Source organism: Duganella sp. GW821-FHT01E12 (assembly GCF_059422325.1).
Map to the genome: position 1 here is coordinate 595,242 of NZ_JBWKWR010000002.1, position 15,413 is coordinate 610,654.

Consider the following 15,413-nt stretch of genomic DNA (forward strand, 5'->3'; position numbering starts at 1 on the left):
ACTATGAAATGTATTAAAACTAGAATCCGGTATTTGATGCCCTCCCTCTTTCATAGTATTCTCAGGCGGAACTGCACAGAAAAACAGCTGTAGTCCGACTACCTGATGGAGACACCATGAGCAAAATCCTCGCCGCCGCGCTGCTGTCCGCGCTGCCGTTCATCGCCCACGCCGACAACTACCGCATCGAGCATATGGACCCGCCGCTGTGGTGGACCGGCATGCACAACAGCTCGCTGCAGCTGATGGTGCACGGGCCGCAGATCGCCGACCTGGAGCCGGCGCTGGCCTATCCGGGCGTGCGCATCGCCTCGGTGGCGCGGGTCGCCAACCGCAACTACCTGTTCGTCAACCTGGAGATCGCGCCGGACGCCGCGCCGGGCCGGATGGACCTGGTGTTCAAGCGCGGCAGCCAGGCCGTGCACTACGACTACCAGCTGCTGGCGCGTGCCGCCGGCTCGGCCCAGCGCGCCGGCTTCGGCAGCAGCGACGCCATCTACCAGGTAATGCCGGATCGCTTCGCCAACGGCGATCCCGCCAACGACAACGCGGCCGGCATGAGCGAGCGCGCCAACCGCGCCGACGCCTCCGGCCGCCACGGCGGCGACATCCGCGGCATGGCCGAGCATCTGGACTACATCGCCGGCATGGGCTTCACCACCGTCTGGCCGACGCCGCTGCTGGAATCGAATTCGCCGGCCTACTCCTACCACGGCTACGCGACCACCGACCATTACCGCATCGACCCGCGCTACGGCAGCAACGAGGAGTACCGCGCCTTTGTCGCGCAGGCGCGCGCCAAGGGCCTGGGCGTGATCCAGGACGTGGTGCTCAACCACATCGGCAGCAAGCACTGGTGGATGCAGGACATGCCGATGGCGGACTGGCTGACCTACCAGGGCAAGTTCGTGCCGACCGAGCACCATCGGGTGGCGCTGCAAGACCCGTACGCGTCGGACGAGGACAAGCGCAACTTCACCGAGGGCTGGTTTGTCGAAGGCATGCCGGACCTGAACCAGGCCAACCCGTATGTGGCGAACTACCTGATCCAGAACGATATCTGGTGGATCGAGTACGCGGGCTTGTCCGGCCTGCGGGTCGACACCTACGGCTATTCCAACACCGCGTTCCTGAGCCGCTGGTCCGGCAGCGTGATGGCCGAGTATCCGAAACTGAACCTGGTGGGCGAGGAATGGAGCCCGCTGATACCGGTGGTCGCGCACTGGCAGGAGGGCAAGCAGAATTTCAACGGCTATGTGTCGCACATGCCAAGCATGATGGACTTCCCGCTGACCGATGCGATGCGCCGCGCGCTGGCCGCGCCGGAAGGCGCCGAGCATGGCCTGACCAATCTGTACGAGACCTTGTCGCAGGATTACCTGTACGCGAACGCCGGCAACCTGGTGCTGTTCGAAGGTAATCACGACATGTCGCGCATCTACAGCGAGCTCAATGCGGACGACGGTTTGTTCCGCATGGCGATGGCCTTCGTGGCGACCGCGCCGCGCATTCCGCAGTTCTACGCCGGCACCGAGATCCAGATGACCAGCACCACCAAGGGCCGCGACGATGCGTCCTACCGCCGCGACTTTCCCGGCGGCTGGCGCGGCGACGCCGTCAACGCCTTCACCGGCGCGGGCCTGAGCGCGCAGCAGGCGGCCGCGCAGGCGTACGTGAAGAAGCTGTTCAACTGGCGCAAGGGCGCGTCCGTGATCCATCACGGGAAGATGATGCACTACGGCCCGGAGCACAACACCTACGTCTACTTCCGCTACGACGGCGCCAAAAAAGTCATGGTAGCCTTGAACAAGAACACCACCGACACCGTGCTGAAAACCGCGCGCTTCCACGAGATGCTGGCCGGCGTGCGCTCCGGCGTCGACGTCATCAGCGGCAAGCGTCTCGCGCTCGATGGCGAGGTGACGCTGCCCGCACGCTCCGCGCTGATACTGGAGATCGATCAATGAAGCTGGCCCGCCTTGGCGCCTGGTCCCTTGCCCTGCCCGCGCTGGCGGCCGGCGCCGCCACCACGCTGAGCACCGGCTATTCCACCTGGGACGGCAAGCAGGAGACCGTGCGCTACACCACGCCGGACGCCGGCGCCCCGCTGCGCAGCTACACGCAATCGACCACGATGCGCGTGCGCGACGGCGGCCAGCAGGAAATCGGCTACGCGGAAACGCCGGCGCTGCCGTCCGTCCGCAGCGGCAACCTGGCCTTCGACGCCCTGTTCGCCCTGGCCGGCGTCGAGATGAAGCAGGACTCGGTCAGCGAGATCCGCGACGGCAGCTACAACGGTGGCAACGCCATCGCCTGCGACTGCTTCGAAACGGGCGAGTACTGGCACTACGTCTGGACGCGCGACCTGTCCTACGCGGCCTCGCTGGGACTGGGCTTGCTGGACCCGCGCCGCGTGCGCAACTCGCTGGAGTTCAAGCTGTCCGGCTACCGCGACGGCGCGCGGCCGGGCGCGCACGCAGCCGGCGGCGCCGACGGCTTGCAGATCATCCAGGACACCGGCAGCGGCGGCAGCTGGCCGGTCAGCACGGATCGGGTCAGCTGGGCCTTCGGCGCCGAGGAAGCGTTGAAGGCGCTGGCGCCGGACGAGCGCCAGGCCTTCGCGGCGACCGCGCTGCGCGCGCTGTCGAACACGCTGGAGAACGACCGGCTGGCCGCCTACGATGCGGCGGACGGTTTGTACAACGGCGAGGAATCCTTCCTCGACTGGCGCGAACAAAGCTACGCGGGCTGGATCGCGGGCGACCTGGCCAGCATGGCGACGTCGAAGGCGCTGTCCACCAACGCCGCCCATTACAAGGCGCTGACGCTGGCGGCGCAACTGGCTAAGGAACAGGACAACGCGGCGCTGGCGGACAAGTATGCGGCATGGGCCGCGGATCTGAAGCGCGCCATCAACCAGCGCCTGTGGCAGGCCGACGCCGGCATGTACAGCAGCCTGACGGCCGGCCACTTCGACGGCGCGCCGATGTACAAGTACGACTGGCTGGGACAGTCGCTGGCCATCGTCACCGGCATCGCCGACCGCCAGCAGGCCGGGAGCATCCTGGCGCATTATCCGCATGGTCCGCTGGGCGCGCCGGTGATCTATCCGCAGCAGCCCGGCGTGGCGATCTACCACAACCGCGCCATGTGGCCGTTCGTGACGGCCTTCGGTTTGAAGGCGGCGGCGATGACCGGCAACGTCGCCGTCGCCGACGCGGCCTACGACACGCTGATGCGCGGCGCGGCGCTCAATCTGTCGAACATGGAGAACCTGGAGTGGCTGTCCGGGCAGCCGATGCTGAAGGACCGCCAGGGGCAGCTCGACTTGAGCGGGCCGGTGGTGGACTCGCGCCGGCAGCTGTGGTCCGTCGGCGCTTATCTGGGCATGGTGGTGGGCGGCGTGTTCGGCGTGCAGACGACCGGCGACGGCATCGCGCTGCGTCCGTTCGTGACGGCCCGGCTGCGGCGCGAGGCGTTCGCGGGCAGCGACGCCGTCACGCTGAACAATCTCACGCTGCGCGGCAAGCGCGTGCAGGTGCGCCTGTCGCTGCCGCCCGCTGCGCGTGGCGACGGCTATTACGAAGTCGATGCCGTCACGCTGAACGGCAAGCCGGCGGCGGCAACGCTGGCATGGCCGGCGCTGGACGCGGACAATGTCATCGAGGTCCGGCTCGGCAAGCTGGTGGCGGGCCAGCAGGTCAAGCGCAGCGTGGCCGCGCAGCCGCTGGCGGTCGATCCGGCCGTGTACGCGCCGCCCGAGCCGCGCATCGTCAAGCTGGAGCGCGGCACTTACGGCTTCCCTACGCTGCATCTGGACGGCGCAGGCAAAGGCGTGGTCTACAACATCTACCGCAACGGCAAGCTGGCCACGCAGCGCGTGAGCGCCAAGACCTGGGCCGACCGCCGCGCCGCCTTGCTGGGCCGGGGCGAGAACGGCAATCTGTGCTACGCGGTGGAGGCGATGTATGCCGTCTCGGGCAACCGCAGCCATCACAGCGCGCCGGTCTGCCTGGACGCCGGCGTGCAGATCGCCGCCGGCGACCGCCGCGTGCAATCCAGCGTGGCCGCAGCCGAGGGCCGTATCGCCGGCTGGGGCGCGCCGGCCGACAGCTTCGCGGTGCGGGACATCGAGGTCGAGCGCGACGGCAGCTATGCCGTGCAGCTCCAGTACCGCAACACTGCGCATCAGGTCAACCTGGGCATCAGCGGCGGCGTGAAGTGGATGACGCTCAAGGACGGCAACGGCGGCGTCGTTGCCCAAGGCGTGGTGGTGATGCCGCATTCGCCGGCCGGTGCCGGGCCGTCGTGGTCGACGCCGTTGAAGGCCGTGCTCAAGGCCGGCAACTACCGCTTGGAGCTCGGCGATTTTTACAACATGAGCTACCTGCAAAGTAACGCCAGCTACGCCGACGCCGGCGGCGCCAGCGGACCATCGAACCGCTTCGACATCCACAGCGTGCGCATCATGCCTCTGCCGCGCGGCGCGGTGCCGGGCGGGGGCTAGCCGGCGGTGTGCGCCGGCGCCGCCAGGTGCCGGCGGTTCACCAGCAACGTCTCCAGTTCCTCCGGCGGCACGGCGGCGCTCAGGCAGAAGCCGAAGGCTTCGTCGCAGCCCATCGCCGTCAGCTGGGTGAGCTGGTCGCCGGTTTCCACGCCGCCGGCGATCACCTGCATGTTCAGCGTGTGCGCCATCGCGATAATGGCCCGCACCATCGCGCCCTCGTCCGCCGTGCGGCCGTCGCTGTGGCGGTCGGGCGGATGCAGGGCCGCGCGGCGCAGGTCGTCGACGAACGATTTGTTGATCTTCACCAGGTCGACCGGGAAGCGCCGCAGGTAGTTCAGCGAGGCGTAGCCGGTGCCGAAGTCGCTGATCGAGATGCGCATGCCCAGCTGCTTGAACTGGCGCAGCACGGCCTCGCAATTCTGGCTTTTGTCGATCAGCATGCCCTCGGTGATTTCCAGTTCGATGTAGCGCCCCGGCAGGCCGGCCTGCTGCAGGATCTCGGCAAAGATGGCGGCGATGTCCTTCTGGTAGAACTGTCGCGGCGACAGGTGCACCGACACCGTCAGCGGATGGCCCAGCTCCATCCAGCGGCGCGCCTGGGCGGCGGCGGTCGCCAGCACCCATGCGCCCACCGGCAGGATCAGCGCGCTGTCCTCCAGCACCGGCAGGAAATCCGGCGGCATCACCAGCCCCAGCTCCGGATGGCGCCAGCGCAGCAGCGCCTTGACGCCGGTGATCTTCTGCTCGTTCAGGTTCAGCTTGGGCTGGTAGGTCAGCACGAATTCGCCGTGCTCCAGCGCGTGGCGCAGCGCGGTCTCCAGCACCACCCGCGAGTACGCCTTGGCCTGCATTGTGGGCGCGAAGCGCAGCCCGGCGCCCTTGCCGCGCTGCTTGGCCGCGTACATGGCCAGGTCGGCCTTCTCCAGCAGCGCTTCGATGTCGAGGTCGTCGTCGGGATAGACGGCGATGCCGATGCTGGCGGCCACCGCCAGCGTCTCGCCATGGATCAGGAACGGCGCGGCAATCGCGGCGTTGATCTTGTCGGCCACCTGCTGCGCGTCCTGGGCGTTGCGCAACTCGGTCAGCAGCACGATGAACTCGTCGCCACCCTGGCGCGCCACGGTGTCGACCTCGCGCACGCACTGGCGCAGGCGCTGCGCGAACTGCACCAGCACCTGGTCGCCGGCGTCGTGGCCGAGGTTGTCGTTGATGGCCTTGAAATGGTCTATGTCGACAAACAACACCGCCAGCAGGCTGCCGTGCCGGCGCGCGTAGGCGATGCCGTGTTCCAGCTGCATCTGGCATTGCAGCCGGTTGGGCAGGCCGGTCAGACTGTCGTGGTGGGCGATGTAGTCCAGCCGCATTTCCGCGTCGCGGTGGGCTTCCAGTGCCGACTGCAGCTGTGCGCAACGGCCGCGCAAGCCGCGGACCCGCAATTCGCCGTACCACAGCGCCAGCAGGCTGAGTGCGATGCCGGTCAGTACCGGCAATAGGCTATTCATGCTGTCCCTCTCCGTCCGGTGCACCGGGGAAGACGGAAGCATAGTCAATAGCCCGGCAGATCCAAGGCCGTTCGCGCCTGGGCTTGAGCGGCGTCAAACGCCGCCGCCGGGATCAGGCCGTGCCGGCCATCTGCAGCACGCGCCGGGGCGCCGCCGGCGCCGCGTGGGACGCGTGCCGCTGCTCCTGCAACTTGAACACGCTGACCGCCGCCGCCAGCCCGGCCGCCTGCTGCTCCAGCGCGTCGGCCGCCGCAGCGGCCTGCTCCACCAGCGCGGCGTTCTGCTGGGTCACGCTGTCCATCTGGCTGATGGCGATGCTGATCTGTTCGATGCCGTCGCGCTGCTCGCCGCTGGCGATCGAGATTTCGCCGATGATGGCCGTCACGCGCTGCACGCTGGCCACCACTTCGCCCATGGTCTCGCCGGCCTGCCCGACCAGCCGGCTGCCGGCCTCCACCCGCCCCACCGAATCGCCGATCAGTTCCTTGATTTCCTTGGCGGCCGCAGCCGAACGCTGGGCCAGGTTGCGCACCTCGGAAGCGACCACGGCGAAGCCGCGCCCCTGCTCTCCGGCGCGCGCCGCCTCCACCGCCGCGTTCAGCGCCAGGATGTTGGTCTGGAAAGCGATGCCGTCGATCACGCCGATGATGTCGACGATCTTGCGCGACGATTCGTTGATCGATCCCATCGTGCGCACCATCTGCTCGACCGCGTCGCCGCCCCGGGCCGCCACGCTGGAGGCGGTGTCGGCCAGCTTGCAGGCCTCGGCCGCGTTGACATTGTTCTGCTGCACGGTGGTGGTCAGTTGCACCATGGCCGCCGCGGTTTCCTCCAGCGAGCTGGCCTGCTCCTCGGTGCGGCTCGACAAATCGAGATTGCCGGCGGCGATATCCACCGCCGCGCCGTGGATGGCGTCGGTGCCGACGCGGACCTGGCCGACGATGTTGCTCAAGTTACCCTGCATGCGCTTGAGCGCGCCCAGCAACGCGCCGATCTCGTCGGTGCTGCGGACATGCACCTCGCTGCTCAGATCGCCCGCAGCCACCGTCTCCGCCATGCCGACCGCCTCGTTCAGCGGCACCGTGATGCTCTTGATCAGCCACAGCACCGTCACGCAGCCGACCACCAGCGTGATCGCCAGCGTCACGCCCATGGCCAGCATGGCGCGCGCATGCGCCGCCTTGTTGTCCTCCTCCATCTCGGCCATCAGGCGTTGCGATTCCTTGCCGATGAAGGCCACGATATCGTCGATCTTCCTGGTCGGCTCGCGGTCCATGCCTTTGACCAGCGCATCGACCACATGGGCGCTGTCCTGATTGGCGCCATCGTATTTCTGCAAGGCCGACATATAGCGCGTCACCAGCTCGTTCTGGGTGCGGATGGCCTCCTCGACCAGCGGCGTTTTCAGCTCCAGCTTGGCCAGCAGCGCATTGAGTTTCTGCAATTCCGCGCGCGTGCTTTCGCCGCCCTTGACGAAGGCCTTGCTGTACTTGTCGAAATTGGCGGGGTCGTTGCCGCGCAGCAGAGTGTTCTTCCACTCCTGGACCTGGATCTTGAATTCGACCTGGGCGCTGCGCGCCAGGTCGATGGCCTGCGTCATGGACTGCATGCGCTGCATGGCGCTGGCGTTGCGGCCGTTGCTGCTGTCGAGCGCGCGCCAGCCGCCGGTGGCGACCACCAGCAGCGCGACGAAGAAGAAAGTGCCCAGCAAACCCAGTCGCACGCCTATCTTCAAATTGGCGAGTTTCATAAGTTTCCCTTTCGGTAAAAATTCAATCCGTACAAGATTCCCCGCAGCGGCGAAACCCGCTGCGAATGTATGCCTCATATTTTTTGAATTGCTTCCGTTTTCTAGGGAACAAGCAACCTTTAATTCTTTGGGTTCATCATGCGCCCGCGCGCAAAAAAATCCAAGCAAGCACCGTCGAAAATCTCTCGGATTCCCACCGCTGCAACAGGCTCAGCGTCTAGTCCTGCAGTTGGATGCGGTAAATGTTGGTAGGACGCTCATGCGGCGGCAAATTGCGCAGCTCGACAAATTCCAGCCCCAGCTTTTGCAGCAGGCGGATGGAATTGACATTGCCCGGCGCGGTCAGGCCCAGCAGGCGCTTCATGCGCAGCTGGTCGCGCGCGTAGGCCACCACCGCCTCCGCCGCCTCGTAGGTGTAGCCCTGGCCGAACCAGGCCGGGCGGATCGCGTAGCCGATGTCGACGTCGTCCAGGCCGTCGCGCTTGATCAGGCCGCACAAGCCCAGCGGCACGCCGTCGCTCTTGCGCTCCATCACGTACAGCGAATGGCCCAGCTGTTCCTGCATGGTGCGCGGACCTTCGAGGATGGCCTTGCGCGCATCGTCGATGCTGCGGATGCCTTTGTCGCCGATAAATTCCAGCCAGGTCGGATCGTTGACCAGTTCGTAGTAAAACGCCGCGTCATCGACATTGATGGTGCGCAGGCTGAGACGTTCAGTTTCCAGTATTTTCATGCGTCGGGCCAATGGGAAGGATCGTCCAGCAACTGGTACATGACGTACACGTCGACATACCCGAGGTGGGCGTGGTAGTAGGCGCGCGGCAGCGTGCCGACGATGGTGAAGCCAAGCTTCTTCCACAGCAGCACGGCCGCGATGTTGGAGCTGACCACGTAGTTGAACTGCATCGCCAGGTAGCCCTGCGCGCGGGCGCGGTCCAGGCAGTCACCGCCCAGCAGCTTGCCCACGCCGACGCCCTGCGCCGCCGGGCTCACCATGAAGGAGGCGTTGGCCACGTGCGCGCCGCGGTCGCGCTGGTTGGGGATCAGCCGGTACATGCCGACCAGCCGTTCGCCGTTCAGGACGGCCACATACGATTGCACGCCGGGACCGAACCAGTACGCGTGGCAATCTTCGCGGCTGGTGTCGGCGGCGAAATAATAGGTATCGCCGCTGGCTATCAATTCCTGGAAAATTTCCCACATGGCGCCGAAGTCGGCTTCCGATGCGGGACGGATGGCGATTTCTTTCAAGTCAGCTCCAGGCGGGTTAAGCAGTGTTCAATTGTCATGTATTTCCGGTGGCAAGTCCAGCCTCAGCGGCCCAGGCGGAAATCGACCGTGGCCGGCCTGCCCGGCAGGCTCAGGCGCGCCTGCGCGCGCGGCGCCTCGGCGATCACCTTCCCGCGCCGCATCACCATGCGCCGCGCCGCCCGCAGGCGGATCGCCTCCACCGGATCGGCCGCGTCCAGCAGCACCAGGTCGGCGTGGCAGCCGGGCGCCACGCCGTAGCCGCTCAGGCCGAGGATGCGGGCCGGCGCCGCCGTCACCGCCTGGTAGCAGGCGCGCATGGCGTCCTGCCCGGTCATCTGCGCCACGTGCAAGCCCATGTGCGCGACCTCCAGCATGTCGCCCGAGCCCAGGCTGTACCACGGGTCCATCACGCAGTCGTGGCCGAACGCCACCTCGATGCCGGCCGCCAGCAGCTCCGGCACCCGCGTCATGCCGCGCCGCTTCGGATAGCTGTCGTGGCGGCCCTGCAAGGTGATGTTGATCAGCGGGTTGGCGATCGCCGCCACGCCCGCCTCGCGGATCAGCGGCAGCAGCTTGCTGACGTAGTAGTTGTCCATCGAATGCATGGAGGTCAGGTGCGAGCCGGCCACGCGCCCGTGCAGGCCGAGCCGGTGGCTGTGGTAGGCCAGCGTTTCGATGTGGCGCGACAGCGGATCGTCCGACTCGTCGCAATGCATGTCCACCATCAGGCCCTGCTCGGCGGCGAACTCGCACAGGATGCGCACCGACTCGGCGCCGTCGGCCATGGTGCGCTCGAAGTGCGGGATGCCGCCCACCACGTCCACACCCATGCCGACCGCGCGCTTGAGGTTGGCCAGCGCGGTCGGGCTGCGCAGCACGCCGTCCTGCGGAAAGGCCACCAGCTGCAGGTCCACGTAGGGCGCGACCAGGCGCTTGACCTCCAGCAGCGCCTCCACCGCCAGCAGGCGGTCGTCGCAGATGTCGACGTGGGTGCGGATCGCCAGCAGGCCGCGCGCGGCGGCCCAGTCGCAGTACTGCAGCGCGCGTTCGACCAGCGCCTGCTGGGTCAGCTCGGGCTTGAGCTCACCCCACAGCGCTATGCCCTCAAGCAGCGTGCCGGAGGCGTTGACGCGCGGCAGGCCGTAGCTGAGCGTGGCGTCCATGTGGAAATGGGCGTCCACGAACGGCGCGCTGAGCAGGTCGCCGCCGGCGTCGATTTCCTGCGCGCCCTTGAGCGGCAGCGCCGGCCCCACGGCGGTGATGCGGCCGTGCTCGATGGCGACGTCGACGCCCCGTTGTCCATCGGCCAGGCTGGCGTTCCGTATTACCGTCTCGATCACCGCATCCATCCGCGCTCCCGGCTTATTTTTTGGTCCAGTATGAAAATTCCGACTCGTAGCAGACCGTTTCGATCTCCGCGATCTTGTCCTGCATCGCCGCCTGGGCGTCGAGGATGGCCTGATTGTAGACAGACGGGCCGATTTCACGCAAACAATAATCGAGCAGCAGACGCGCCTTCAGCTCGCCGACCTCCTCGTCCATGTTTTCCGCGCAGTAGCGCTGGATCGAACCCAGCAGGCGTTGCTCGACTTCCTTGTTCAGCTTGATGGCCATGCGTTTCCTTTTTTCATTGAATTCGATAACTTGTTGCGGCGCAGTAATTCAGACTTTTTCCCCTCGCGCATTGCGATACATCAAGATCCGGGCAGATAATGTCCGTGCGGCATGTTTCCTTGTTGCGGGCTTTGCGACATGGCAGAAAAAATAACTTTCCAAGCCCAACTTTCACCGCTAGAATGGGTATATTGCAATGCATCATAATGCGCGCAGCGTGCACAGCTTTACCGACATTCTAATCGTCTCAGGAGAAACCATGTCTTCGATCACCGAACAGTTTTCCGCAGCTACGAAGTCCCAGTTGGAAGCCCAATTCAAGATCTTCAACACGTTTGCCAGCACCGCCGTCGACAGCGCGGAAAAGGTCATCGCGCTGAACATCAGCACCACCAAGGCTTCGGTGGAAAAATCGTCGGCCGCGGCGAAAAAGCTGCTCGATGCCAAAGACCCGCGCGAATTCTTCAGCCTGAGCACCGCCGAACCGGCCAGCTTCGACAACCTGCTGGCCTACGGCCGTGAGCTGTACAGCATCGCTTCCGGCGTCCAGAACGAGTTGATCCAGAGCGCGCAGTACACCATCAAGCAAGTCTCCGACCTGGCCGCCGCGCCGGTCACCGCACTGAAGGCCGGCGTCAAGGCGGTCGCGCCGGCAGCCGCGCCGCCGGTGGCAGCTGCGCCGGCCGCCGCGCCGGTGGCGGTTGCGCCGCCCGTGGTCGTCACCCACCAGGCCACCGCGCCAGCCAACGAGCCGGCCAGCGAGCCTGAAGTCAAGGCCGTCAAGGCCGCGGTCAAGCCGAAGGCCGAGGAAGCGCCGGTGCAGGAGGAAGTCAAGGCGGCCGCCGCCAAGCCGTCCTTCCCTGCGCCGCCCGCCAAACCGGTCGCCGCCGCCGCCGACAGCAAGCCGGAACTGAAATCCGTGCCGTCCGCCAAAGCCAAGCCCACCGGCAAGCAGCTCGACATGCTGGGCAGCAGCAAAACCAAGAAATAAGCCAATCTCGGCGACGCCGGGCACGTCCGGCGGGCATGTTGTATCCTAGCGGACTACGCGCTAATCCGAGGCAACATGTCTAATCTTTCCGGGCTGATCGGCGGCTTCGTCCGCCAGCACAGCCGCGCCTACGCCCTGTCCGGCCTGATGCTGGCCGGCGTGGCCATACTCACCATCTGGGTGCCGCGCAAGGTCGGCGCCATGATCGACGGCCTGGCCGCCCACAAGCTGGCCGGCAACGCCCTGCTGACGGAAATCGGCGCGCTGCTGCTGATCGGCGCCGGCATCTATTTCCTGCGCGTGGCCTGGCGCCAGATCCTGTACGGCGCCGCCTACCAGCTCGGCGTGTCGCTTCGCACCCGCCTGTACAACCGCCTCACCGTGCAGGGCCCGGCGTTCTACCAGCGCCAGCGCACCGGCGACCTGATGGCGCTGGCCACCAACGACATCGACGCCATCGAGATGGCCGCCGGCGAAGCCATGCTGGCCGGCTTCGACGGCGCGCTGACGCTGGTGATGGTGCTGGGCGTGATGCTGCTCGGCGTCGACTGGCGCCTGGCCTGCATCGCGCTGCTGCCGTTTCCGCTGATGGGCTGGGCGTTCTGGTACATCTCCGGCCACATCCACACCGCCTCCACCGATTCGCTCAAGCGCTTCAGCGCCCTCAACGACCATGTGCAGGAAACCCTGTCCGGCGTGCGCACCCTGCGCGCGCTGGGGCTGGAGCAGCGCAGCGCGCGCCAGTTCGGCGAGCTGGCGCAGCAGGCGTCCGACGCCAGCCTGCGCGCCCAGGTGTGGGAGGCGGCCTACGAACCGGCGGTCGGCCTGACGCTGACCGCGGCCGGCGGCCTGACGCTGGGCCTGGGCGGCTACCTGGTCTGGCAGCAGCAGCTGACCATCGGCGCGCTGACCAGCTTCACCATGTACCTCGGCCAGCTGATCTGGCCGATGTTCGCGGCCGGCTGGGTGCTGTCGCTGATCGAGCGCGGCCGCGCCGCCTGGCAGCGCCTGCAGCCTATGCTGGACGCGCCGCTGGCCATCGCCGACCACGGCACCTTGAACGCCGTGGCGCCGGGCGCGCTGTCGCTGCACGGCGTCACGTATGCCTATCCCGAGCAGGGCGCGCCGGCGCTGGGCGGCATCACGCTCGAACTCAAGCCGGGCCAGACGCTCGGCCTGGTCGGCCCCACCGGCTGCGGCAAGTCGACCCTGCTGCGGGTGCTGCTGCGCCAGCTGACGCCGCAGGCGGGCAGCGTGCGCTGGAGCGGCCACGCGCTCGACGAATACACGCTGCACGCGCTGCGCGCCGCCATCAGCTGGGTGCCGCAGGAATCGTTCCTGTTCTCCGCCTCGATCGCCGACAACATCGCGCTGGCGCGCCCCGGCGCCACGCGCGCGCAGATCGAGCACGCGGCCACGCTGGCCTCCATCCACGACGACATCCTGCAATTCCCGCAGGGCTATGAGACCGAGGTGGGCGAGAAGGGCATCACCCTGTCCGGCGGCCAGCGCCAGCGCGTCGCCATCGCCCGCGCGCTGCTGGCCGACAACGACCTGCTGCTGCTGGACGACGCCCTGTCCGCCGTCGACACCGGCACCGAGACGCGCATCCTGCAGCACCTGGAGCAGCTGCGCCAGGCGCGCCACGGCCGCAGCGCCGTCATCGCCAGCCACCGCCTGAGCGCGGTGGTCAACGCCGACCTGATCGTCGTGCTGCGCGACGGCCGCGTCAGCGAAACCGGCAGCCACGAACAACTGCTGGAGCAGGATGGCTGGTACGCCAGCCAGTGGCGCTATCAACAATTGGAAGCCAGCCTCGATGCCCTTTAAGCCCGAACCCACCTCCGCGCGCCGCCAGACCTGGCAGGCGTTCTCCCTGCTGCGACGGGCCGCCCTGCCCGACCAGCGCCACCTGGGCTGGGCCGTGCTGTGGCTGGTGCTGGCCGCACTGCTGGAAGTGTCCGGCCCCATCATGGGCAAGGCGCTGATCGACGAGCACCTGCTGCCGCACCACCTGGACTGGCCGCGCATGGCCGGCCTGCTGGCCGGCATGGTGCTGACCGGCTGGATCGCCAGCGGCCTGCGCTACCTGCAGCTGGTGCGCCTGTCCGGCCTGGCGATGCGCTCGGTGATGCGGCTGCGCGAGATGGTCTACACCCACGTGCTGCTGCTGCCGATGGCCTTCTTCGACCGCGCCATCACCGGCCAGCTGGTCTCGCGCGTGACCAACGACACCGAGGCCGTCAAGACCTTGTACATCCAGGTGCTGTTCGTGATGCTGGACTCGACCATCGTGCTGGTCGGCACGGTGGCGGCCATGGCCTGGCTGGACTGGCACCTGATGCTGATCGTGCTGGCGCTGCTGCCGGCGGTGCTCTTGATCGTCTGGCTGTACCAGCGCTGGAGCGCGCCGGCCGTCACGCGCGCCCGCGCGCTGCGCAGCGACATCAACGGCCAGATGGCCGAGTCGATCGGCGGCATGAGCGTGCTGCAGGCGAACAACGCCGAGGCGCGCTTCGGCCAACGCTTCGCCGCCACCAACCAGGACCACTACACCGCCCGCCTGGCCGAGCTGCGCGCCAACGCCTGGCTGCTGCGGCCGGCGCTGGACATGTTCAACATCATCCTGCTGGCGGCGGTGATCTACCTGTTCGGCCAGCGCGCCATGACCGCCGCCGAGGTGGGCGTGCTGTACGCCTTCATCAGCTACCTGGCGCGCGTGATCGAGCCGCTGATCCAGATCACCATGCAGTTCAGCCAGTTGCAGCAATCGGTGGTGGCCACCGCGCGCGTGGCCACGCTGCTCGACGAGGCCACCGCCACCGAGCACGCCGCCCACGGCCACGACGCCGGCCTGGCCACCGCGCGCACCGCCGCCAACGACGCCGACGCGCCGGCGGTCGCCATCCGCCACCTGAGCTTTGCCTACAACGAAGGCCATCCGGTGCTGCACGACCTGTCGCTGGAGATTCCGCAGGGCGCTTTTGTGGGCATCGTCGGCCACACCGGCAGCGGCAAGTCCACCTTGCTGTCGCTGCTGCTGCGCTTCTATCCGGTCAAGCACGGCAGCATCGCCATCCACGGCATGCCGCTGGACGCCATCGCCAACGAGCGCTTCCGCGCCGAGGTCGGCCTGGTGCCGCAAGACCCCTTCCTGCTGGCCGCCTCGGCGCGCGAGAACATCGACATGGGCCGCGGCCTGACGCAGGCGCAGATCGAGACCGCCGCGCGCGCCGCCCACGCGCACGACTTCATCGCCGCGCTGGACCAGGGCTACGACACTCCGCTGGGCGAAGGCGGCTCGCGCCTGTCGGTCGGCCAGAAGCAGCTGATCGCCATCGCCCGCGCGCTTGCCGGATCGCCGCGCATCCTGCTGCTCGACGAGGCCACCTCGCACATCGATTCGCAGACCGAGCAGATCGTCCAGACCGCGCTCGACGAGCTGCGCGGCACGGTGACGGTGATCGCCATCGCGCACCGGCTGTCGACCATCCGCGACGCCGACCGCATCATCGTGCTCAACCACGGCCGCATCGCCGAGACCGGCCCGCACGAGCAGCTGATGCAGATAAACGGCGGCCTGTACCAGCGCCTCTACCTGCTGCAGCAACTGGCCGCCTAGCTTGCACGTTCCGACAACATTGTAAAAAACCTTGCTATTTAAGTGGCAATATCGCTCATTTTATTGCCATTTCCGCCACGAAATATGTGCATTTTCATGTGAAAAATCGCGCCTGCACGGGCTTTCTCGTCTGCAACAAGAATATAATTGTCTAGACACTTTGCATGTGCAGTGGA

General features: G+C 67.0%; 11 protein-coding genes. 5 read left to right on the forward strand and 6 right to left on the reverse strand.

Annotated features, from left to right (window positions below):
- The first annotated feature begins 116 nt into the window (after positions 1-116).
- Both AC07WS_RS07930 and AC07WS_RS07935 read left to right on the forward strand, forming a co-directional pair.
- Positions 117-1,967, forward strand: a complete 1,851-nt coding sequence (locus AC07WS_RS07930) for a glycoside hydrolase family 13 protein (protein ID WP_494728513.1) — start codon at positions 117-119, stop codon at positions 1,965-1,967.
- The gene (locus AC07WS_RS07935) at positions 1,964-4,507 is read left to right on the forward strand and encodes an MGH1-like glycoside hydrolase domain-containing protein (RefSeq protein WP_494728514.1); all 2,544 of its coding nucleotides are present in this window, start codon (positions 1,964-1,966) and stop codon (positions 4,505-4,507) included. The genes AC07WS_RS07930 and AC07WS_RS07935 overlap by 4 nt, the downstream gene beginning before the upstream one ends.
- Here AC07WS_RS07935 and AC07WS_RS07940 read toward each other — a convergent pair.
- The 6 genes from AC07WS_RS07940 to AC07WS_RS07965 form a co-directional block, all read right to left on the reverse strand.
- On the reverse strand, positions 4,504-6,009 hold the full coding sequence (locus AC07WS_RS07940; RefSeq protein WP_494728515.1) for a putative bifunctional diguanylate cyclase/phosphodiesterase: 1,506 nt from the start codon (positions 6,007-6,009) through the stop codon (positions 4,504-4,506). The two genes, AC07WS_RS07935 and AC07WS_RS07940, sit on opposite strands and share 4 nt — an antisense overlap.
- A 112-nt stretch (positions 6,010-6,121) precedes the next feature.
- Positions 6,122-7,759, reverse strand: coding sequence for a methyl-accepting chemotaxis protein (locus tag AC07WS_RS07945; protein ID WP_494728516.1), 1,638 nt, complete (start codon positions 7,757-7,759; stop codon positions 6,122-6,124).
- A gap of 217 nt (positions 7,760-7,976) precedes the next feature.
- Positions 7,977-8,492 (reverse strand): GNAT family N-acetyltransferase, encoded by a 516-nt coding sequence (locus AC07WS_RS07950; protein ID WP_494728517.1) that lies wholly within the window; start codon positions 8,490-8,492, stop codon positions 7,977-7,979.
- Positions 8,489-9,010 carry a GNAT family N-acetyltransferase gene (locus AC07WS_RS07955; protein WP_494728518.1) on the reverse strand — a complete coding sequence of 174 codons (522 nt, stop codon included), beginning with the start codon at positions 9,008-9,010 and terminating at the stop codon, positions 8,489-8,491. The genes AC07WS_RS07950 and AC07WS_RS07955 overlap by 4 nt, the downstream gene beginning before the upstream one ends.
- Positions 9,011-9,072: 62 nt before the next feature.
- Positions 9,073-10,347, reverse strand: a complete 1,275-nt coding sequence (locus AC07WS_RS07960) for an amidohydrolase family protein (RefSeq protein ID WP_494728936.1) — start codon at positions 10,345-10,347, stop codon at positions 9,073-9,075.
- A 25-nt stretch (positions 10,348-10,372) separates the two neighbouring features.
- A complete protein-coding gene (locus tag AC07WS_RS07965; RefSeq protein ID WP_161089874.1) occupies positions 10,373-10,624 on the reverse strand; it encodes a DUF2164 domain-containing protein in 252 nt (83 codons plus the stop codon).
- 259 nt (positions 10,625-10,883) lie between these two features.
- Between AC07WS_RS07965 and AC07WS_RS07970 the strand changes: the two genes are divergently transcribed.
- The 3 genes from AC07WS_RS07970 (at position 10,884) to AC07WS_RS07980 (ending at position 15,237) form a co-directional block, all read left to right on the forward strand.
- A complete protein-coding gene (locus tag AC07WS_RS07970) occupies positions 10,884-11,615 on the forward strand; it encodes a phasin family protein (RefSeq protein WP_494728519.1) in 732 nt (243 codons plus the stop codon).
- A 75-nt stretch (positions 11,616-11,690) separates the two neighbouring features.
- The gene (locus AC07WS_RS07975) at positions 11,691-13,445 is read left to right on the forward strand and encodes an ABC transporter transmembrane domain-containing protein (RefSeq protein WP_494728520.1); all 1,755 of its coding nucleotides are present in this window, start codon (positions 11,691-11,693) and stop codon (positions 13,443-13,445) included.
- Positions 13,435-15,237, forward strand: coding sequence for an ABC transporter ATP-binding protein (locus AC07WS_RS07980; RefSeq protein WP_494728521.1), 1,803 nt, complete (start codon positions 13,435-13,437; stop codon positions 15,235-15,237). The genes AC07WS_RS07975 and AC07WS_RS07980 overlap by 11 nt, the downstream gene beginning before the upstream one ends.
- Positions 15,238-15,413: the final 176 nt, after the last annotated feature.

Coding starts and splice junctions, on each gene's coding strand:
- AC07WS_RS07930 (WP_494728513.1), top strand. CDS start 117: ATGAGCAAAATCCTCGCCGCCGCGCTGCTGTCCGCGCTGCCGTTCATC.
- AC07WS_RS07980 (WP_494728521.1), top strand. CDS start 13,435: ATGCCCTTTAAGCCCGAACCCACCTCCGCGCGCCGCCAGACCTGGCAG.
- AC07WS_RS07940 (WP_494728515.1), bottom strand. CDS start 6,009: ATGAATAGCCTATTGCCGGTACTGACCGGCATCGCACTCAGCCTGCTG.
- AC07WS_RS07975 (WP_494728520.1), top strand. CDS start 11,691: ATGTCTAATCTTTCCGGGCTGATCGGCGGCTTCGTCCGCCAGCACAGC.
- AC07WS_RS07950 (WP_494728517.1), bottom strand. CDS start 8,492: ATGAAAATACTGGAAACTGAACGTCTCAGCCTGCGCACCATCAATGTC.
- AC07WS_RS07945 (WP_494728516.1), bottom strand. CDS start 7,759: ATGAAACTCGCCAATTTGAAGATAGGCGTGCGACTGGGTTTGCTGGGC.
- AC07WS_RS07970 (WP_494728519.1), top strand. CDS start 10,884: ATGTCTTCGATCACCGAACAGTTTTCCGCAGCTACGAAGTCCCAGTTG.
- AC07WS_RS07935 (WP_494728514.1), top strand. CDS start 1,964: ATGAAGCTGGCCCGCCTTGGCGCCTGGTCCCTTGCCCTGCCCGCGCTG.
- AC07WS_RS07965 (WP_161089874.1), bottom strand. CDS start 10,624: ATGGCCATCAAGCTGAACAAGGAAGTCGAGCAACGCCTGCTGGGTTCG.